General features: G+C 72.5%; 19 protein-coding genes. 10 read left to right on the top strand and 9 right to left on the bottom strand.

What is annotated here, in order from left to right; translation table 11 throughout:
- Positions 1-186 precede the first annotated feature (186 nt).
- Entirely contained in the window at positions 187-1,452 is a 1,266-nt protein-coding gene (locus ABZU52_RS07080) for a trypsin-like peptidase domain-containing protein (RefSeq protein WP_354970160.1), read from the top strand.
- A 76-nt stretch (positions 1,453-1,528) separates the two neighbouring features.
- A complete protein-coding gene (locus ABZU52_RS07075) occupies positions 1,529-1,951 on the top strand; it encodes a preprotein translocase subunit TatB (protein ID WP_354970159.1) in 423 nt (140 codons plus the stop codon).
- A 205-nt stretch (positions 1,952-2,156) separates the two neighbouring features.
- Here ABZU52_RS07075 and ABZU52_RS07070 read toward each other — a convergent pair whose 3' ends face one another.
- From ABZU52_RS07070 to ABZU52_RS07060, 3 genes are all read right to left on the bottom strand, one after another.
- On the bottom strand, positions 2,157-3,305 hold the full coding sequence (locus ABZU52_RS07070; protein WP_354970158.1) for an Mrp/NBP35 family ATP-binding protein: 1,149 nt from the start codon (positions 3,303-3,305) through the stop codon (positions 2,157-2,159).
- A gap of 76 nt (positions 3,306-3,381) precedes the next feature.
- Positions 3,382-4,032, bottom strand: a complete 651-nt coding sequence (locus tag ABZU52_RS07065; RefSeq protein WP_354970157.1) for a DUF1003 domain-containing protein — start codon at positions 4,030-4,032, stop codon at positions 3,382-3,384.
- The gene (locus ABZU52_RS07060) at positions 4,025-5,311 is read right to left on the bottom strand and encodes a CBS domain-containing protein (RefSeq protein WP_354970156.1); all 1,287 of its coding nucleotides are present in this window, start codon (positions 5,309-5,311) and stop codon (positions 4,025-4,027) included. Before ABZU52_RS07060 ends, ABZU52_RS07065 begins: the two co-directional genes overlap by 8 nt.
- A 33-nt stretch (positions 5,312-5,344) precedes the next feature.
- Between ABZU52_RS07060 and ABZU52_RS07055 the strand changes: the two genes are divergently transcribed.
- Together ABZU52_RS07055 and ABZU52_RS07050 are read left to right on the top strand one after the other, a co-directional pair.
- Positions 5,345-6,214 carry a PhzF family phenazine biosynthesis protein gene (locus ABZU52_RS07055; protein WP_354970155.1) on the top strand — a complete coding sequence of 290 codons (870 nt, stop codon included), beginning with the start codon at positions 5,345-5,347 and terminating at the stop codon, positions 6,212-6,214.
- Between the two features lie 12 nt (positions 6,215-6,226).
- Positions 6,227-6,757, top strand: coding sequence for a hypothetical protein (locus tag ABZU52_RS07050; protein WP_354970154.1), 531 nt, complete (start codon positions 6,227-6,229; stop codon positions 6,755-6,757).
- A gap of 8 nt (positions 6,758-6,765) precedes the next feature.
- Here the strand turns inward: ABZU52_RS07050 and ABZU52_RS07045 are convergent, their stop codons facing one another.
- Entirely contained in the window at positions 6,766-7,485 is a 720-nt protein-coding gene (locus ABZU52_RS07045) for an HAD family hydrolase (protein WP_354970153.1), read from the bottom strand.
- 106 nt (positions 7,486-7,591) lie between these two features.
- On the opposite strand from ABZU52_RS07045, the gene ABZU52_RS07040 reads away from it, so the two are divergent.
- Complete coding sequence (locus ABZU52_RS07040; protein WP_354970152.1) at positions 7,592-8,548, top strand: DMT family transporter; 957 nt, start codon at positions 7,592-7,594, stop codon at positions 8,546-8,548.
- A gap of 7 nt (positions 8,549-8,555) precedes the next feature.
- Here the strand turns inward: ABZU52_RS07040 and ABZU52_RS07035 are convergent, their stop codons facing one another.
- Positions 8,556-9,200 (bottom strand): hypothetical protein, encoded by a 645-nt coding sequence (locus ABZU52_RS07035; protein ID WP_354970151.1) that lies wholly within the window; start codon positions 9,198-9,200, stop codon positions 8,556-8,558.
- 237 nt (positions 9,201-9,437) lie between these two features.
- On the opposite strand from ABZU52_RS07035, the gene ABZU52_RS07030 reads away from it, so the two are divergent.
- Both ABZU52_RS07030 and ABZU52_RS07025 read left to right on the top strand, forming a co-directional pair.
- Positions 9,438-9,962 (top strand): SigE family RNA polymerase sigma factor, encoded by a 525-nt coding sequence (locus ABZU52_RS07030; RefSeq protein ID WP_354970150.1) that lies wholly within the window; start codon positions 9,438-9,440, stop codon positions 9,960-9,962.
- A complete protein-coding gene (locus ABZU52_RS07025; protein WP_354970149.1) occupies positions 9,959-11,368 on the top strand; it encodes a hypothetical protein in 1,410 nt (469 codons plus the stop codon). The genes ABZU52_RS07030 and ABZU52_RS07025 overlap by 4 nt, the downstream gene beginning before the upstream one ends.
- Here the strand turns inward: ABZU52_RS07025 and ABZU52_RS07020 are convergent.
- Both ABZU52_RS07020 and ABZU52_RS07015 read right to left on the bottom strand, forming a co-directional pair.
- Positions 11,346-11,636: a hypothetical protein gene (locus tag ABZU52_RS07020; protein ID WP_354970148.1), complete on the bottom strand. Its 291-nt coding sequence runs from the start codon at positions 11,634-11,636 to the stop codon at positions 11,346-11,348. The two genes, ABZU52_RS07025 and ABZU52_RS07020, sit on opposite strands and share 23 nt — an antisense overlap.
- Positions 11,629-12,453 (bottom strand): SDR family NAD(P)-dependent oxidoreductase, encoded by an 825-nt coding sequence (locus tag ABZU52_RS07015; RefSeq protein WP_354970227.1) that lies wholly within the window; start codon positions 12,451-12,453, stop codon positions 11,629-11,631. The genes ABZU52_RS07020 and ABZU52_RS07015 overlap by 8 nt, the downstream gene beginning before the upstream one ends.
- A 128-nt stretch (positions 12,454-12,581) precedes the next feature.
- On the opposite strand from ABZU52_RS07015, the gene ABZU52_RS07010 reads away from it, so the two are divergent.
- Positions 12,582-13,538 carry a CoA ester lyase gene (locus ABZU52_RS07010; protein WP_354970147.1) on the top strand — a complete coding sequence of 319 codons (957 nt, stop codon included), beginning with the start codon at positions 12,582-12,584 and terminating at the stop codon, positions 13,536-13,538.
- 75 nt (positions 13,539-13,613) lie between these two features.
- Here the strand turns inward: ABZU52_RS07010 and ABZU52_RS07005 are convergent, their stop codons facing one another.
- On the bottom strand, positions 13,614-14,135 hold the full coding sequence (locus ABZU52_RS07005; RefSeq protein WP_354970146.1) for a DUF4190 domain-containing protein: 522 nt from the start codon (positions 14,133-14,135) through the stop codon (positions 13,614-13,616).
- Positions 14,136-14,253: 118 nt separating this feature from the next.
- On the opposite strand from ABZU52_RS07005, the gene ABZU52_RS07000 reads away from it, so the two are divergent.
- On the top strand, positions 14,254-15,159 hold the full coding sequence (locus tag ABZU52_RS07000) for an SDR family NAD(P)-dependent oxidoreductase (protein ID WP_354970145.1): 906 nt from the start codon (positions 14,254-14,256) through the stop codon (positions 15,157-15,159).
- Positions 15,160-15,187: 28 nt separating this feature from the next.
- Here ABZU52_RS07000 and ABZU52_RS06995 read toward each other — a convergent pair whose 3' ends face one another.
- Positions 15,188-15,718 (bottom strand): DUF4190 domain-containing protein, encoded by a 531-nt coding sequence (locus ABZU52_RS06995; protein WP_354970144.1) that lies wholly within the window; start codon positions 15,716-15,718, stop codon positions 15,188-15,190.
- Positions 15,719-15,895: 177 nt separating this feature from the next.
- On the opposite strand from ABZU52_RS06995, the gene ABZU52_RS06990 reads away from it, so the two are divergent.
- The gene (locus tag ABZU52_RS06990) at positions 15,896-17,092 is read left to right on the top strand and encodes an acyl-CoA dehydrogenase family protein (protein WP_354970143.1); all 1,197 of its coding nucleotides are present in this window, start codon (positions 15,896-15,898) and stop codon (positions 17,090-17,092) included.
- The last annotated feature ends 186 nt before the right edge of the window (positions 17,093-17,278 follow it).

Genomic DNA, 17,278 nt, shown 5'->3' with positions numbered 1-17,278 from the left:
ACCGACGGCTGGGACTGGCGCCGGGGCGGTGAGACTCCGGCTCCGGCGCGACCGCCCGGGGCAGGAGCCCCGTCGGTGGGGCCGCCGACCATGCCGGGGGCTGACCCCACGCCCCTCGCCTCGCCAGGCGGCGGGCCGACACCGGGCTGGCCGGCGCCTTCTGGCGGGTCGGCACCGAGTTGGCCGGTGCCTTCTGGGGGGCCGGCACCGAGCTGGCCGGCGCCGGCCGCGAGCGGGCCTGCCTCGGCCGACGCGTCGCCCTGGTGGTCGGACGCGCTCGCCGACCCCTGGCGTGACCCGGCGGCGCCGACCGCGGTGGTGGTGCCCGGCGCGGTGGCTCCCGGCACCGAGCCCGAGCCGGTCACCGACCCCGACGCGCCGGGCCGGCCGACAGTGCGCCACCTGTTGCTCATCCCCGTGATCACCGCGCTGCTGGCCGGCACCCTCGGTGGTGCGCTGGGCTACGCGTTCGCGGTGCGCGGCGGCGCTGCTGCGGCGGTCCTCGGTGGTGCGCCCGCGGAAGTGCCGGCGCTGGCGCAGCGCAAACCGGAGTCGCTGGCCGGGGTCGCCGAGCGGGTCCTGCCCAGCGTGGTCACCGTGCGGGTGAGCAGCCTCGGCGGGACCAGCGAGGGCTCCGGGTTCATCGCCACCGCCGACGGCCATGTGATCACCAATGACCACGTGGTGGCCGGCGGCACCGGCAAGGCCTCGGTGGTCTTCAACGACGGCAGCACCGCGCCGGCGGCCATCGTCGGTCAGGACCCGGAGTCGGACATCGCAGTGATCAAGGTGAGTCGTCCGGGGCTGCGACCGGTGGAGTTCGGCGACTCCGACGCGCTGGCGGTCGGCGACCCCGTGCTCGCCATCGGCTCACCGTTGTCGCTGGCCAACACGGTCACCGCCGGCATCGTGAGTGCTCTGGACCGGACCATGCAGGCCGGCGAGCCGGGTGGCCCGGTGCGCTACTACGCCGCCATCCAGACCGACGCCGCGGTCAACCACGGCAACTCGGGCGGCCCACTTGTCGACGGTGCGGGCCGGGTGGTCGGGGTGAACTCCACCATCAAGTCGCTTGTCGCCGAGGGGCAGGAGGCGGGCAACATCGGGCTCGCCTTCGCCATCCCGATCAACCAGGCCAAGCGGGTGACCCAGGACATCATCGGCACCGGCAAGGCCCGACGTACGGTGATCGGCGCTCGGGCGGACGGCCCGACCGGGGTTGTCGGGGGTGGCCTGCGGCTGGCCGAGGTGGAGCCGTCCGGCCCCGCGGACGGCGCCGGGTTGCAGGTCGGCGACGTGATCCTCAAGATCAACGGGCGGCCGATGACCGAGCCGACGGACCTGACCGCGTTGGTCCGCAAGTACGCGCCCGGCTCGGTCGTGACCGTCGAGTACCGGCGGGGCTCCGCCACGCAGAACACCTCGGTAACTCTCGCCGCGGACGCGAAGTGAACAGCGGCGCACCCCTTGCCCGAAAGCGGTCCGGCGTGCGTAGTCTTGCTGCTGACGCCGAGAGGAGGCCCGCGGGATGCTCGACAACCTGAACTGGTGGGAGATCGGTGCGCTGCTGCTCCTGGCGCTGCTGATCTTCGGCGATCGGCTCCCCGCCGTGATCACCGACGGCCTGCGGTTGGTGCGCAACCTGCGCGACATGGCCCGCAACGCCACCGGCGACCTGAGCCGCGAGCTGGGCACCGACATCCAGCTGGAGGACCTGCACCCGAAGGCGTTCATCCGCAAGCACCTCCTCAGCGAGGAGGACGAGGCGGCGATCCGCAAGCCGTTGCAGGGTGTCTACGACAACCTGCGGGCGGACGTCAGCGGCGTGCACAACGACCTGAAGGACGTGGCCAACGCCGCCGACCTGCGGTCGAACGAGTCCCGCTCCGGCACGGCCACCAGCACCCCCTCGGCGCCGGCCCCCCGCGTCAGCTACGACGACGCCACCTGACCGTCCCGTCCCGCTGCCCGCGCTTGCCTTGATCAACTCGGTTTTCAGCAAGTCGGCCCGTCAACCGGCACGGGATGCCCCGACTTCCAGAAACCCGAGTTGACCATGCCGGTCAGCGCCCGGTCAGCGCCCGGCTGGACCGCCCACCGACACGACTCAGCCCGCCGGCCAACAGCGGCCGACGGGCTGACGGTGTTCGAGGTGGTCAGCGGCCGGCGGGCTTGAGGCCGAGTGGCTTGCCGAGCAGTGACTCGCGGCGCAGGGCGAGCCGGTCGGCGATCGTGCCGAGCGCCTGCGCGGCCGGGGATTCCGGCTCGGCCAGCACGACCGGGTTGCCGGCGTCGCCGGCCTCCCGGACCCGGGTGTCCAGTGGGATCTGACCGAGCAGCGGCACCTGCGCGCCGATGGTCCGGCTCAGCGACTCGGCCACCGCCGTACCGCCCCCGGCGCCGAAGATCTCCATCCGGGAGCCGTCCGGCAGCTCCAGCCAGGACATGTTCTCGATGACGCCGACCACCCGCTGGTGGGTCTGCAGGGCGATCGCCCCGGCCCGCTCCGCCACCTCGGCGGCGGCGGTCTGCGGGGTGGTGACGATCAGGATCTCCGAGTTGGGCAGCAACTGGGCGAGCGAGATGGCCACGTCCCCGGTGCCCGGCGGCAGGTCGAGCAGGAGCACGTCCAGGTCGCCCCAGTAGACGTCGGCCAGGAACTGCTGGAGCGCCCGGTGCAGCATCGGGCCGCGCCACACGACGGCGGCGTTGCCGGACGTGAACATGCCGATGGAGATCACCTTCACGCCGTGCGACTGCGGCGGCATGATCATGTCTTCGACCCGGGTGGGTCGGCCGTCCGCGCCGAGCATCCGGGGCACCGAGTGGCCGTAGATGTCCGCGTCGACCACCCCGACGGAGAGCCCCCGGGCGGCGAGCGCCGCCGCCAGGTTGACCGTCACGCTGGACTTGCCGACGCCGCCCTTGCCGCTGGCCACCGCGTACACGCGGGTGCGCGAGCCGGGCTGGGCGAACGGGATGACCGGCTCCTCGGTGGCGCCGCCACCGCGCAGCTGCGACTGCAACGACTGCCGCTGCTCGGGGGTCATCACCCCGAAGTCGATCTCCACGCCGGTGACGCCTGGCACCGCGGCGAGGGCGGCGGTGATGTCCGTACGCAGCTTGTCCTTCAGCGGGCAGCCGGCGACGGTGAGCAGCAGTTCGACGCGGACGACACCGCTGGCACCGATCGCGGCGGAGCGGACCATGCCCAGCTCGGTGATGGGCCGGCGGATCTCCGGGTCGTTGACGGTGGCCAGGGCGGCCTGGATCGCGTCCTCGACGGTGCTCACGGGTGCTGACATGCCCGCAATGCTACGTCGCGGGGCATCCGTTGCCGCCGCTGCCCGGGGCGGTGTGAGCCAATCGATGACCTGTCGGTCAGCCCTCCGACCGGCGCGGCGCGGTGCCGTCCGTCCGGGCGTCCCGGGTGAGGTCGCCGTCCAGGTCGTCGCGGGGCTCGTCCAGGCCGACACCGTCGGTCGGCCGCTGGCCACGCCGCTCCTGCCGGCTCTCCTTCTCCTGCTGGCGGCGCTCCAGCCGCTGCCGGCGTTGCCCCGCCTCATCCAGCTCCTCGGCCAGCCGGGCCAGCTCGGAGCGGAGGAAGTCACGGGTGGCCACCTCGCCCAGCGCGATCCGCAGGGCCGCGATCTCCCGGGCCAGGTACTCGGTGTCCGCCTTCTGCGCGGTGGCTCGCCGCCGGTCCTCCTCAAGGGCCACCCGGTCCCGGTCGGCCTGCCGGTTCTGGGCCAGCAGGATCAGCGGGGCCGCGTAGCTGGCCTGCAACGACAGCATCAGGGTCAGGAACGTGAAGGTGTACGGGTCGAAGCGCAGGTTCGCCGGGGCCAACGTGTTCCAGACGAACCAGACCGTGATCACCACCGTCATGATGACGATGAAGTTCGCGGTGCCCATGCCCCGGGCGATGCCCTCGGACCACCGCCCGAATGCCTCCGCGTCGAACCGGGGCAGCTTGACGCCCCGGGGCTCGCGTGGCTGGTCGAGACGATCCGTCCGCCGCTGCTCAGCCATCCGCGCCGTCCAGCCCGGCGTCGGTGCCGCCCGGGGCGGCCAGGGCGTCGCGGTCCCGCCAGTCCCGGGGGAGCGAGTGGTCCAGCACGTCGTCCACCGTCACCGCGCCGACCAGCCGGTTGTTCCGGTCGATCACCGGCATGGCGACCAGGTCGTAGGTGGCCATCCGGCGGGTGATCTCCGGCAGTGGCGTGGTGGGGCGCAGCGGGTCGATGTCGTTGACCACCACCTTGCCCAGCAGGTCGGCCGGGGGTTCACGCAGCAGCGCCTGAAAGTGCACCATGCCCAGGTAGCGGCCGGTCGGCGTGTTCTGCGGCGCCCGGGTCACGAAGACCTGCGCGGCGACGGCGGGGGAGAGCTGCGGCTCCCGGATCCGGGCCAGCGCCTCGGCGACTGTGGCGTCCGGCGGCAGGATGACCGGCTCCGAGGTCATCACACTGCCCGCCGTGCCCGGGGTGTATTTCAGCAACTGGCGTACCGGGTCGGCCTCGTCCGGCTCCATCAGGTCCAGCAGCACGTCCTGCTCCGGTGGGGGCAGCTCGTTGAGCAGGTCCGCGGCGTCGTCCGGGTCCATCTCCTCCAGGACGTCGGCGGCCCGCTCCCGGTCGAGGCCGGCGAGGATCTCCACCTGGTCGTGCTCCGGCAGCTCGCTGAGCACGTCGGCCAGCCGCTCGTCGTCGAGCGCGGCCGCGACCTCGTTGCGCCGCGCGTCGGGCAGATCCTGCAACGCGTTGGCCAGGTCGGCGGGGCGCATGTCCTCCAGGACGGCGAGCAGGTTGGCCGTACCCCGGTTGTCGGCGATGCCGCTGAGACCGCGCACCCGGTCCCACTCGACCTGGTGCAGGTGGCCGCGGCGGCTGAGCCGACCGGTCTGCTCGCGGACGGCGACCCGGGTCAGCGACCACTCGCCGCCCCGGGTGCACTCCATCGCGACGTCCACGACCGCGCCGGGCTGGCCGCCCGGGTCGAGTTGCACCCGCCGGTCGAGCAGTTCCTGGAGCACCAGCAGCTCGTTCGGGCGCTTCTCGAACCGGCGCAGGTTGAGGGTGCCGGACCCGAGCACGACGGCGTCCGCGTCGATGGAGGTGATCCGGTTGATGGACAGGAAGATTCGACGACGCATCGGCATCTCGGCGACGAGGCCCACCACCTCCGGCGGACGCTTGGTCGCCCGGAGCCGTGCCACGGCGTCACGAACCCGGCCCACCTGATCACCGTTCGGGTCGAAGACGGCGACTCCGGCGAGACGGGCGATGTAGACCCGGGTCGGCGTGCTCACGGGCACCAGCCTAAGCGCCTAGTGTTTATCAACATGTCGACAGTGGCCTACGAGATCGTGGACGTCTTCACCGATCGCCCCTTCGCCGGCAACCCGCTGGCGGTGGTCTTCGGCGCGGAGGCGCTGGCCACCGAGCAGATGCAGGCGCTCGCGCTGGAGTTCAACCTCTCCGAAACGGTGTTCGTGCTGCCGCCGAGGCAGGTCGGCAGCACCTATCGGGCCAGGATCTTCACTCCGGTGGAGGAGTTGCCGTTCGCCGGGCATCCCAGCGTCGGCGCGGCGGTCACCGCGTGCCGGCGGGGCATGTTCGGTGTGGGGCAGGTCACCCAGGAGTGCGGGGCCGGTGTGCTGCCGATCGAGGTGACCGCGTCCGGGGCGACGCTGACCGGTGGTGCCGCGACCCTCGGGCCGGAGCTGGACCCGGAGCCGTTGCTGGAGATCGCCGGGCTGGCCGCCGGTGACCACATCGGGCCGGCCCCACGGGTCGCCGGCTGTGGGCTGGAGTTCCCGTACCTGCCGGTGCGGCCGGAGTCGGTGGCCCGCGCCCGGGTGAACCCGGCGGCGGCGCAGCGGTACGGGGTGTCGCACGTCAGCGTCTTCTCCTGGGACGCGGCCGCGCAAACCGCGCACGCCCGGGTCTTCGTGCCGGGGATGGGCGTTCCGGAGGACCCGGCTACCGGTTCGGCGGCCCTCGGCCTCGGTGTCTGGCTGGTGGCGAGTGGTCTGCTGCCCGGCGAGGGGCGCTCGGAGTACGCGGTCCGTCAGGGCGTGGAGATGAATCGCCCGTCCGCGTTGGCCTGCACGGTCACCGCGGCGGACGGGGTGGCGGTCGGCGCGACGGTCGCCGGTCAGGTGATGCCGGTGGCCCGGGGCGAGATCGCCGTGCCGCCGTTCGTGGGCTGAGCGGAGGCGCCGATGCGGGAGGATGCGGGTGTGACGGACGACGACGCCCCCGGGGCCACCCCACTTGTCGACGAGGCGATGAAGAAGGCCGCGGTGGCCTGGATCAGCGTTGCCGGTGGGCCGGCGCTCGCGCTCTGGTGCGCCCCGCTGGAGGGCGCGCTGCTGGTGGTCAGCGGGCCGGGCGAGCAGGCCGCACCGGGTCTGGCCGACGCGGCCGAGGCCCAGGTCACCCTGCGCGGCGACCACGGCGGCCGGATCGTCACCTGGCCGGCCCGGGTGACCCGGGTCCAGCCGGGCACCGAGGCGTGGGACGTCACCGCGCCGCTGGTGGCGGCGAAGCGCCTCAACGCGCCCGGCCCGACCGCCGACCTGGTGGCCCGGTGGGCCGCCGACGGATGCGCGGTGAACCGGCTCGCCCCGGCCGGTACGCCGCTGTTCGGCACGGAGTTGCCGGCTGACGCGCAGGCCGAGCCGCCCCGGGCGACGCCGGCGGTACGGGCCACCCGTAAGCCGTTCCGCCTGCATCGGGTTCGCCGCCGCTGATCAGTTGATCAGCCCGTCCGACCGCCGACGCCCGCGACCGCCGCGTCGGCGCCGACGAGGGTGAGCACCTCGCCCAGGGCGCCCAGGGTCGGGCCGCGCCAGTCCCGGTCGGCGTTGAACACCATGTGCGTGGCCAGATCCGGTGCGGTGAGCCGGACGGCGGTCATGCCGGCCCGCTCGGCGCCGGTCAGCTCCTGGCTGCCGCCGTCGCCGACGTAGAGGCAGTCGCTCGGGGCGAGCCCGAGCCGCTGGCAGGCGGTCAGGTAGAGCGCCGGATCCGGTTTGCACCGCCCGACCTGCACCGAGAAGACCCGCACGTCGAGCAGTGGGGCGACCGCGAGCTGCGGCAGGAAGGCCGGCAGTTCGTGCGTACAGTCGCTGATCACGCCGGTGCGCAGGCCGCGCTGGCGCAGGGCCGCCAGCACCGGCACGGCGTCGGCCCGCAGCCAGGTGTCCGCGCGGACCGCCCGGTGCCGGGACGCCACCGCCGCCCGCACCGCATGGTCACTGGGGTGTACGCCGACCTGGGCGCACACCCAACGCAGGGTCGCCTCCGCGTTGCCGAGCCGGCCGGTGGCCCGTTCGTAGTAGGTGCGGTTCAGGACCTCGGTCAGCGCGTCGGTGTGGCAGCCGAGCAGCTCGGCGGTGCCGAGGTGCGCGACACCCCGCTGCACCGAACGGGTCAGGGTGCCGAAGAAGTCGAACAGCACCGCCTGGTAGCTGGGCATGGGGGAACGCCTCCGGGCGGTCGAGGGTCGCCGGCGCGGAACCGCGTGATCGTAACGGAGTGATGACCCTCCGTGCCGACCGTCATACGTGTGAGGATTACGTCCCGTGCCCCCACCTTCATCCCGGCCGACAGTGGATCCGCTGACCACCGGCGCGGTCGGGCTGGCCGTGGTCGCCGTGTCCTCGTCCGCGCCGCTGATCGCGTACGCCGCCGCCCCCGCGCTGGCCATCGCGTTCTGGCGCAACCTGCTCGCGGTGGCCGCGCTGAGCCCGTTCGCGCTGGCCCGGCGTCGCGCCGAGTTCCGTCGGCTGACCGTCGGAGCGGGTCGGCGGGAGGGGCTGTTCTGCGTTCTGTCCGGGGTCGCGTTGGCCGGGCACTTCGCGACCTGGGTGCCGAGCGCCCAGCTCACCACGGTCGCCACGTCCACCGCCCTGGTCGCCACCCAGCCGGTCTGGCAGGGGTTGATCGCCCGCGCCCAGGGGCGTCCGCTGCCCCGGGTGGTGTGGATCGGCATCGCGGTGGCGGTCGGCGGCGCGGCGGTCGCCACCGGGGTGGACGTGGGCGTCTCCGGCCGGGCCGTCCTCGGCGATGTGCTGGCGCTGATCGGCGCTGTGTTCGCCGCCGTCTACACCGCCTTCGGCGAGCGGGCGCGCACCAGCATCAGCACCACCACCTACACCACCATCTGCTACGGGATCTGCGCGCTGATCCTGCTGGCCCTGTGCCTGGTCGGCGGCGTACGGCTGACCGGCTTCGACGGGCGTACCTGGCTGGCCATCCTGGCCCTGGTGGCCGGCGCCCAACTGCTCGGGCACTCGATGTTCAACTACGTCCTGCGGAAGATCCCGGCGACCACGGTGAGCGTGCTGATCCTGCTGGAGGCGCCCGGCGCGGCACTGCTCGGGTGGGCCTGGCTGGGTCAGCTGCCCCGCCCGTACGCGCTGCTCGGGATGGCGTTGCTGCTGGTCGGGGTGGCTGTGGTGGTGCTCGGCGGTGCCCGCGCCGGCCGCCGTGCGGCCGCACCCACCGCCCTGCCCGCCGACCCGACGCCTCTGTCCTGAGGGGGATTCACAGGTACGCGGCGAAGTGGTCCGCCACCAGGTCGGTCAGTCCTTCGCCGTCCAGGCTGCCGTCGACCCGGATCACCCGGACCTCCAGTCGCTCGGCCTGCACGACCGCGTCCGCCGCCACCAACTCGTCGCGTTCCCACCGGTGACGCATCGCTATGATCGGATCGCTCACCCCGGCTACCGCTGCGCTGGCCCGGGGCAGCCGGGTGATCTGGTGGGCGCGGAACCCGGGGGTCGGCACCAGCACCACCATCTGCCGCACCGACTCCACGAGCGGCGCGACCAGTTCTGGTCGCAGCCCCCAGCCCTCGGCCACCACCCGCCGCCCGGGAACCAGTGCGCTGAGGTCGTCGAGCACCCATTCGAAGCGACGGGGAAAGCCGGCCAGCGTCTCGGCCGCCATCCGCGCCGGGTCGGTGTGCACCCAGACGGCATCCGGGTCGAGGTCAGCCGGCGGCTCACCGCGTCGGATCCGGTCGGCCACGCGTCGGTCGTCGTGGCCGCGAGCGTCGTGCCGGTCGTAGAGGTACGCGGTCAGCCCGTGCCGCAGCGCCAGGTTGACGGCGACCGTGGACTTGCCGGCCCACTGCCCGCCACCTATCCACAGGGCCCGTCGCGCGGTGGCTGTCGCATCGAAATTCATGGACTCACCCTGGCCGCCGCCTGAGCCAAGATCAAGTCTTGTTCTCGCGGGTTGAGGATGATGAAGTAAAGGTAGAAGGCACGTCCTGCACCTCGATGACACGGGTGGTCGGCGCGGAGTCGCCGAGAGCAGCGAGCAGCTTGCTCCGTTCCCCCGTCGGCGAGGAACACAACATGGATGCTGGTTCCCTCCGCAGCGGGCCCGCCCGGCGTCTGTCCGGGTGAGGAGGGCGATCCGTTGACGACTGAGGAACGCACCCGGGACGGCTTCGCCGACTTCGTCCGGGCCGAGACCGCTGGGCTGACCCGGCTCGCGCATCTGTTGACCGGTGACCGGCATCATGCCGAGGACCTGGTCCAGGTGGCGCTGGCTCGGGTCGCGGTGCGGTGGGAACGGATCGCGGACCCGCGCGCCTACCTGCGCCGGGTGCTCTGCACCCAGGCGGCCAGTTGGTGGCGCTGGCGGCGGGCCCGCCCACCGGAGCGACTGGACGGGGCGTTGCCGGAACGCCCCGGGCCGGGTGACGACACCGATCTGCGGCTGGTGCTGTCGGCGGCGTTGGCCCGGCTCACCGTGCGGCAGCGTGCGGTTCTCGTGTTGCGCTACTACGAGGACCGCACCGAGACCGAGACGGCCGAACTGCTCGGTTGCCGGGTCGGCACCGTGAAGAGTCAGACCCGCCACGCCCTGGGTCGGCTACGGGTGCTCGCCCCCGAACTGGCCGAACTTGTCGGCCGTGACCCGCAGGAGGTGGCCCGGTGATCCCCCGGCTCTCCGAAGCGCTGCGTCGCCTCGCCGACGACGTGCCGCCCGCGCGCGTACCGGAGGGGCTCTTCGACGCGGCGCGGACCCGGCACCGTCGTCGCCGGGCCGTCGTCGCCGGCGCGCTCGCCGTCCTGGTTCTGCTCCTGGGCACCGGGTACGCGCTGCACCCGGTCGCCCTGCCGCTGCCCGCCGGCCCCCGGCACGACGCCCCTGGCCTGCCCACCCGGCTCGTCGACCCGCCGCTGCGGACCGCCTCGGTGCGGGCGTCGGCACCGGGCGCGGCGGCGATGGTCTTCGGCGGTCCGGCAGTGCGCACCGACTGGTTCGAGAACCGGCTGGGCGTGGTGGCCGCCGACGCGGACCGCTTCCGGGTGCTGGATGCCGGTCCGGCAGTCGCCGGCTTCGAGGCGATGCTCTCCCCGGACGGCAGGTACGCGGCAGTCGGCACGGCACTGATCGACCTGACCACCGGACGGAACACCCCGGATCGCGTGGGCGGCTACCCGCTCGCCTTCGCTGCCGACGGCAAGCGTCTCGTCTACGCCGACGACCAGACCACGTTCACCCCGCCGAACACCTACCACACCCCGTACGCGGGGGTCTACGACCGGGAACGCGGGGCGGACGTGCTGCGGGTGCGGGTCGGCACCGCCTGGGTTGCGCCCGGACGCACCGCCGCGCTCTCGCCCGACGGCGGCGAGTTGGCCCTCCAGGTCCGCGACGAGGTCTGGCTCGTCCGGCTTGCCGACGCCGGCGCCGATCGGTTCGCCGAGCCGTACCGGAAGCTGCCGCTCGCCGGTGGCCGGCTGGCCGGGGCGGGGTCGTGGCTGCCGGACAGCCGTTCGGTGGCGGTCCTGGCCCGGTCCACCTGCACCGACTGTCCGGTGCCGTCCTTCCGGCGCACCTGGACGCTGGCGGTGCGGTCCACTGTCGACGGCACACCACTGGCTGGCGCGGCGTTTCCGCAACTGCCCTCCCGCTCGTTCGTGCAACTGCTCGGATGGCGTTCGGTGGACGAGGTGGTCGCGTTGGTCGGCGTGCCGGGCCCGGACGCGGTCGACCAGCCGGAGGAGCACGACATCGCGTGGGGGCCCTATCAGGAGCCGGGAACGGAGGCGGTGGAACTGGTGGTGCTGCGCCGGGGTGCGCCCACGCCGGAGGTGCTCTTCCGCACCCCGCAGGGCATCACCGAGCTGTCGGTCGCCGCCGACCTCGCGATCGACGGTGCGGTACGCGAGTCCGGCCGCCCCGACTACGGGCCGCTGCCGTTCTGGGCGCTCGCGGCCGGGTTCGTCCTGGCGGCCCTTGTCGCGCTGCCCGTGCTGGCAGGGCTGCGCCGCTGGCGGGGACGGTGGCGTCGTCCGCGCGCCCGGACCGTGCCTAGCCCTCCCGCACCTCGATGACCCGGGTGGTCGGCGCGGCGTCGCCGAGGGCGGTACGTAGCGCCGCCCGGTCCGGGTCGGCGAGGAACGACTCGTACCCGGCCCGGGAATCGAACCGGATCACGTGCACCTCGGTCTGGCCGTCGGTGCCGTGCAACCGCTGGTCGAGGTGGCCGCCGTGTCGTTCGAGCAGGGCCAGCACGGCGTCCTCGTAATGCCGTCCGGCCGTCTCGGCACCGGCGGCGAAGTCCACGATCGCGACGAGTGTCAGCCCGGCGGCGCTAGTCATCGATGCCCACCGCCTTGGCGCTGGCCTCCCAGAGCCGGGCCGCGAGGTGCGGGTTCGTGGCCTTGCGGTACGGCCGACGCAGCCGACGGTCGATGTAGTAACCGCCGCCGATCAGCCGGGAGTGCTCCTGGTTGGCCAGCCACACCAGGGTTTCGGCGCCCTTCTCCGGGCTGCGGAACGGCATGAAGCGCATGCCGAACGCGACCAACCGGCTGTCGTTGGCGAACCGGGTGCGGACCACTCCGGGGTGGAAGCTGTACGCGGAAACGTCCGGCCAGCGCCGGGCCGCCTCGGCGGCGAACAGGATGTTCGCCTGCTTGCTGGTGCCGTACGCGCCCATCGGCCGGTAGTCACGCAGCGGCTTGTTCAGGTCGTCCGGGTCGAGTGCGCCGAAGCGGTGCGCGCCGGAGGCGGTCACCACCACCCGACCCACCCGGTCGGCGAGCAGGTTGGTCAGCAGGAACGGGGCCAGGTGGTTGGCCTGGATCGACATCTCGAAGCCGTCGACGGTGCGCAGTGGTTGCAGCGCGATCGCGCCGGCGTTGTTGGCGAGCACGTCGATCCGGTCGTACGCGGCCCGGAGCTGCTCGGCCAGTCGGCGTACGTCGTCGAGGATCGCGAAGTCGGCCCGGAACAGCTCTGGACGCTCACCGGAGTTCTCCCGTACCCGAACGGCTGCGGCCTGGAGCCGGGCCGGATCCCGCCCGACCAGCACCACCTGGTCGCCACGGCAGGCCAGGTGCACGGCGGCGGCCAGCCCGATGCCGGAGCTGGCCCCGGTCACCACCACCAGTCGGCGCCCAGTGAGATCTTCCACAGGTCCATTCACCCCGGTCATGGCGCGAGGTTACCGTGGCGTCACAACGCCCTTTGGGATCGTTAAGTTCTCGGATCTGTCGTCAGGTGGCGTCGGCGTGCCCGCCGGACGCTGGAAGGAGCGCATCCATGGCCGCAGTCGGTCGCCCCCGCAGGTCCTGCCTCGCCGTGCCGGGTTCCAGCGTCAAGATGCTCGGCAAGGCCCAGGGACTCCCGGCCGACCAGGTCTTCCTCGACCTCGAGGACGCCGTCGCCCCGCTGGCCAAGCCGGACGCGCGCAAGAACATCGTGGCCGTCCTCAACGAGGGCGACTGGGCCGGCAAGACCCGGGTGGTCCGGGTCAACGACCTGACCACCCCGTGGACCTACCGGGACGTCATCGAGGTCGTCGAGGGCGCCGGCGCCAACCTGGACTGCATCATGTTGCCGAAGGTGCAGACCGCCGCCCAGGTGCAGTGGCTGGACCTGACGCTCACCCAGATCGAGAAGACGATCGGCCTGGAGGTCGGCCGGATCGGCATCGAGGCGCAGATCGAGAACGCCGCCGGTCTGGTCAACGTGGACGCGATCGCCGCCGCCTCGCCGCGGGTGGAGACCATCATCTTCGGCCCGGCCGACTTCATGGCGTCGATCAACATGAAGTCGATGGTGGTCGGCGGCTTGATCCCGGACTACCCGGGCGACCCGTACCACTACATCCTGATGCGGATCCTGATGGCCGCGCGCATGCACGACAAGCAGGCCATCGACGGTCCCTTCCTGCAGATCCGCGACGTCGACGGGTTCCGTGAGGTGGCCAAGCGCTCGGCCGCGCTGGGCTTCGACGGCAAGTGGGTGCTGCACCCGGGCCAGATCGACGCCGCCAACGAGGTCTACCAGCCGGCGCAGGACGACTACGACCACGCCGAGCTGATCCTCGACGCGTACGCGCACTACACCTCGGAGGCCGGCGGCCGGCTCGGCGCGGTGATGCTCGGCGACGAGATGATCGACGAAGCGTCCCGCAAGATGGCGCTGGTGGTCGCCGCCAAGGGCCGGGCCGCCGGGATGAGCCGTACCTCGTCGTTCACCCCACCGGCGGAGTGACCGGCCGGGCCGGGACGACAGCCGCCGGCTGTTGATCCGGCTCGACAATCGGCGGTACGCGAGCCCGCCCGCCGGTCAGTAGCTGCTGCTGTCGTTGCTCGTCGCGATCGCGTAGATGATCGCGCCGACGTAGAAGAGGATCACCAGCACCAGGAACCCGGTGAGAATCCAGCCGATGATGATGGCGGCCTTCGCCATCCCCGCACCGCCCTCGCCGCTGAGCCGGATCTGCTTCTGCGCGACGTGCCCGAGGATCGCGCCCACCGGCGCGGTGATGCAGGACGTGAAGCCGATCAGGGCCAGCACGAACGCCGCGACGGCCATCCCGTTGGTCTTCGGTGGCTGCGGGTAGCCGTAGCCGGGGTACTGCGGGGGGTAGCCGGGCGGCGGGTAGCCGGCCGGGGCGTAGCCGGGCATCGGCTGGGTCGCTGGCGCCTGCGCGCCGGCGTACGGGTCGACCGGGGCGTACGGGTCTACCGGTCCAGGTTGCGGGGGCACCGGCTGACCGGCCACCACGGTCGGGTCGGGTGCCGGGCTCGACGGCTGGGCCGACCAGGTCGGATCGGTCCAGTTGCCGGGCGGCGGGGGATTGGTCATGCGAACTCTCCGTCAGGTCGGGGTGCGGAGACAGGGTAGCCAGCGCCGCGCAAACCCGACGCCCCCGCTTCCGGGTGCCGCGTTGCTCGGGCCGGTCGTAACGGGCAGGATCCCTGGCATGGCATACGACGCGCGCGCCGCGGACCGCTCCGGCAGTCGACCCCGACGGGACGTCAGCCGCCCGGGTGCGGCCCGACGCGCCCGGACGGTCGCCCCGGCGGGCAGCCCCGGCCCCGACGAGCCGGTCGCGCTCGCCGACCCGGTCACCATGCGCCTCGACGGGCGGGTCGCCCTGGTCACCGGGGCGGGCAGCCCGGACGGCATCGGGTACGCCACCGCCCGGCGGCTCGCCGACCTGGGCGCACGGGTGGCCATCGTCTCCACCACCCGACGCATCCACGAGCGGGCGACCGAGCTGGGGGTGACCGGCTTCGTCGCGGACCTGACCGACGAGTCCGAGGTCGGCGCGCTGGCCGATGCGGTCGCCGAGCAGTTGGGCGACGTCGAGGTACTGGTCAACAATGCCGGCCTGGCCAGTCGGGCCAGTCAGGGGGTGCTGCGGCCGGTAGCGCAGCTGACCTACGACGAGTGGCGCGGTGAGATCGACCGCAACCTCTCCACCGCGTTCCTGTGCAGCCGGGCGTTCATCGGCGGGATGGCCGAGCGGGGCTGGGGTCGGATCGTCAACCTGGCGGCCACGGCCGGCCCGGTCAACGCCCTGCCCACCGAAGCCGCGTACGCGGCAGCGAAGGCCGGGGTCGTCGGGCTGACCCGGGCCCTGGCCATGGAGATGATCGCCGACGGCGTGACAGTCAACGCGGTGGCTCCCGGCACCATCTACACCGCGGCGTCCACGATGGCCGAGATCAAGCAGGGGCTCGGCACCCCGGTCGGGCGACCGGGCACGCCGGACGAGGTCGCCGCGGCGATCAGCTTCCTCTGCTCGCCGGCCGCCTCGTACATCACCGGGCAGATGCTTGTGGTGGACGGCGGCAACAGCGTCCGCGAGGCCCGCTTCCGCTGACCGCGACCTGTCCGCACCGGCTCGCCGGTCAGTAGCCGCCGCTGTCGCCGGTGTTGCCGAAGGCCACCAGCGCCAGCCAGCCACAGCAGGCCAGCACCGTCAGCCCGGTGAAGACGTAGCCCAGGATCAGCCCCCAGGTCGCGAGTTGGTCGCCCTCCTCGCCGCTGGTGCGGATCTGCCGCTTGGCGACGTGGCCGAGGACGGCGCCGGCCGGTGGAAAGACGAAGGCGAACACCAGCGACAGGATCGCCAGCACGTTGGTGCCCCGACCTGGACCGGACGGCGGTGGGCCGTACTGACCGTAGGGGCCCTGCGGCGGGTACGGCGGCTGCTGGCTCCAGTGCGCCGACTGCTGCGGCCCCTGGTGGCCGTACGGCGACGGTTCGTCCGCCGGTGGCCCGTACGGTGACCGTTCCGCTGGCAGCTCGTACGCGGGCTGGTCCGCCTGCGGCGGCTGGCCGGCCGGCGGCGGCGCGTACGGCGACCGGTCCCTCGGTGGTTCGTAGGGTGACGGCGGCTGCTCGTCCTCGGGCGGTCCCGACGGCGGCGGGTAGCTCACAGCTGTCCTCCTCCTGCCGGTGCCGGAAAAGTCCCTCTTGCCGGACGCTACCCGCAGCGGTGAACCTTTTCACAGCGGTTGTGTGGACTGGTCACCTTGGCCTCGCCGACCCGCGAGGCCGATACTGACCCAGCGTTCAGTTACCCACGAGTAGTGCGCGGATCCCCGGAGGCTGAGATGGCTCGACTCGCCCAGACGCCCGGTCTGACCGATGTGCAACAGTCGATCCTGGAGACCGTTCGGGACTTCGCCGACAAGGAGATCATCCCGCACGCGCAACGGCTGGAACACGCCGACGAGTACCCCACCGACATCCTCGACGGCATGCGCGAGATGGGGCTGTTCGGCCTCACCATCGACGAGGAGTACGGCGGGCTCGGCGAATCACTGCTCACCTACGCGCTGGTGGTGGAGCAGCTGTCCCGGGGCTGGATGTCGATCTCCGGCATCGTCAACACCCACTTCATCGTGGCGTACCTGATCTCCCAGCACGGCTCCGCCGAGCAGAAGGCCCGGCTGCTGCCGAAGATGGCGACCGGTGAGGTGCGCGGCGCGTTCTCCATGTCCGAGCCGGAGACCGGCTCCGACGTCTCGGCGATCAAGTCCCGGGCCGTCCGCGACGGCGACAACTACGTGCTCAACGGGCAGAAGATGTGGCTCACCAACGGGGCGTACTCCTCGGTGGTGGCCACCCTCGTCAAGACCGACACCGGGGCCGAGTCCGTCTACGGCAACATGAGCACCTTCCTGCTCGAGAAGGAGCCCGGCTTCGGCGAGACCGCCCCCGGCCTCACCATCCCCGGCAAGATCGACAAGATGGGTTACAAGGGCGTCGAGACCACCGAGATGGTGCTCGACGGCGTGACCGTGCCCGGCTCCGCGATCCTCGGCGGCGCCGACCAGGTGGGCCGCGGCTTCTACCAGATGATGGACGGCATCGAGGTGGGCCGGGTCAACGTGGCCGCCCGCGCCTGCGGCATCTCCATCCGCGCCTTCGAGCTGGCCGTGCAGTACGCCCAGCAGCGCAAGACCTTCGGTCAGCCGCTCGCCAAGCACCAGGCGATCGCGTTCAAGCTCGCCGAGATGGGTACGAAGATCGAGGCCGCGCACGCCCTCATGGTCAACGCCGCCCGGCTCAAGGACGCCGGTCAGCGCAACGACGTCGAGGCCGGGATGGCCAAGCTGCTCGCCTCCGAATACTGCGCCGAGGTCGTCCAGGAGGCGTTCCGCATCCACGGCGGCTACGGCTACTCCAAGGAGTACGAGATCGAGCGGCTGATGCGGGAGGCCCCGTTCCTGCTGATCGGCGAGGGCACCTCAGAGATCCAGAAGACCATCATCTCCCGAGGTCTCCTCAAGGAATACAGGCTCTAACCCGCCCCGCCCCGCCCCGCCCCGCCCCGCCCCGCCCCGCCCCGCTCCGTCGATCAAGGAGTTGTGGTGGGGGACAGATACGGCAAAAGACTGCGAATCTGGCACCACAACTCCATGATCGACGCGGGGGTGGGGTGCGGGGGTGGGGGCTGGGCGGGTGGGGGCAGGGAGCGGGTGGGTTGAGGG

It is taken from the genome of Micromonospora sp. NPDC005220 (assembly GCF_040607895.1).
Lineage (GTDB): Bacteria > Actinomycetota > Actinomycetes > Mycobacteriales > Micromonosporaceae > Micromonospora.
Note: the sequence above shows the minus strand (reverse complement) of the source record. Positions and strands in the feature narration are given on the sequence as shown.

What these genes read in the sequence shown, in the direction of transcription:
- ABZU52_RS07065 (WP_354970157.1), bottom strand. Translation starts at nt 4,032, where the DNA reads ATGGCTGAGCAGCGGCGGACGGATCGTCTCGACCAGCCACGCGAGCCC.
- ABZU52_RS07045 (WP_354970153.1), bottom strand. Translation starts at nt 7,485, where the DNA reads ATGCCCAGCTACCAGGCGGTGCTGTTCGACTTCTTCGGCACCCTGACC.
- ABZU52_RS07050 (WP_354970154.1), top strand. Translation starts at nt 6,227, where the DNA reads ATGCGGGAGGATGCGGGTGTGACGGACGACGACGCCCCCGGGGCCACC.
- ABZU52_RS07000 (WP_354970145.1), top strand. Translation starts at nt 14,254, where the DNA reads ATGGCATACGACGCGCGCGCCGCGGACCGCTCCGGCAGTCGACCCCGA.
- ABZU52_RS07075 (WP_354970159.1), top strand. Translation starts at nt 1,529, where the DNA reads ATGCTCGACAACCTGAACTGGTGGGAGATCGGTGCGCTGCTGCTCCTG.
- ABZU52_RS06990 (WP_354970143.1), top strand. Translation starts at nt 15,896, where the DNA reads ATGGCTCGACTCGCCCAGACGCCCGGTCTGACCGATGTGCAACAGTCG.
- ABZU52_RS07020 (WP_354970148.1), bottom strand. Translation starts at nt 11,636, where the DNA reads ATGACTAGCGCCGCCGGGCTGACACTCGTCGCGATCGTGGACTTCGCC.
- ABZU52_RS07055 (WP_354970155.1), top strand. Translation starts at nt 5,345, where the DNA reads ATGTCGACAGTGGCCTACGAGATCGTGGACGTCTTCACCGATCGCCCC.
- ABZU52_RS07010 (WP_354970147.1), top strand. Translation starts at nt 12,582, where the DNA reads ATGGCCGCAGTCGGTCGCCCCCGCAGGTCCTGCCTCGCCGTGCCGGGT.
- ABZU52_RS07005 (WP_354970146.1), bottom strand. Translation starts at nt 14,135, where the DNA reads ATGACCAATCCCCCGCCGCCCGGCAACTGGACCGATCCGACCTGGTCG.
- ABZU52_RS07035 (WP_354970151.1), bottom strand. Translation starts at nt 9,200, where the DNA reads ATGAATTTCGATGCGACAGCCACCGCGCGACGGGCCCTGTGGATAGGT.
- ABZU52_RS07070 (WP_354970158.1), bottom strand. Translation starts at nt 3,305, where the DNA reads ATGTCAGCACCCGTGAGCACCGTCGAGGACGCGATCCAGGCCGCCCTG.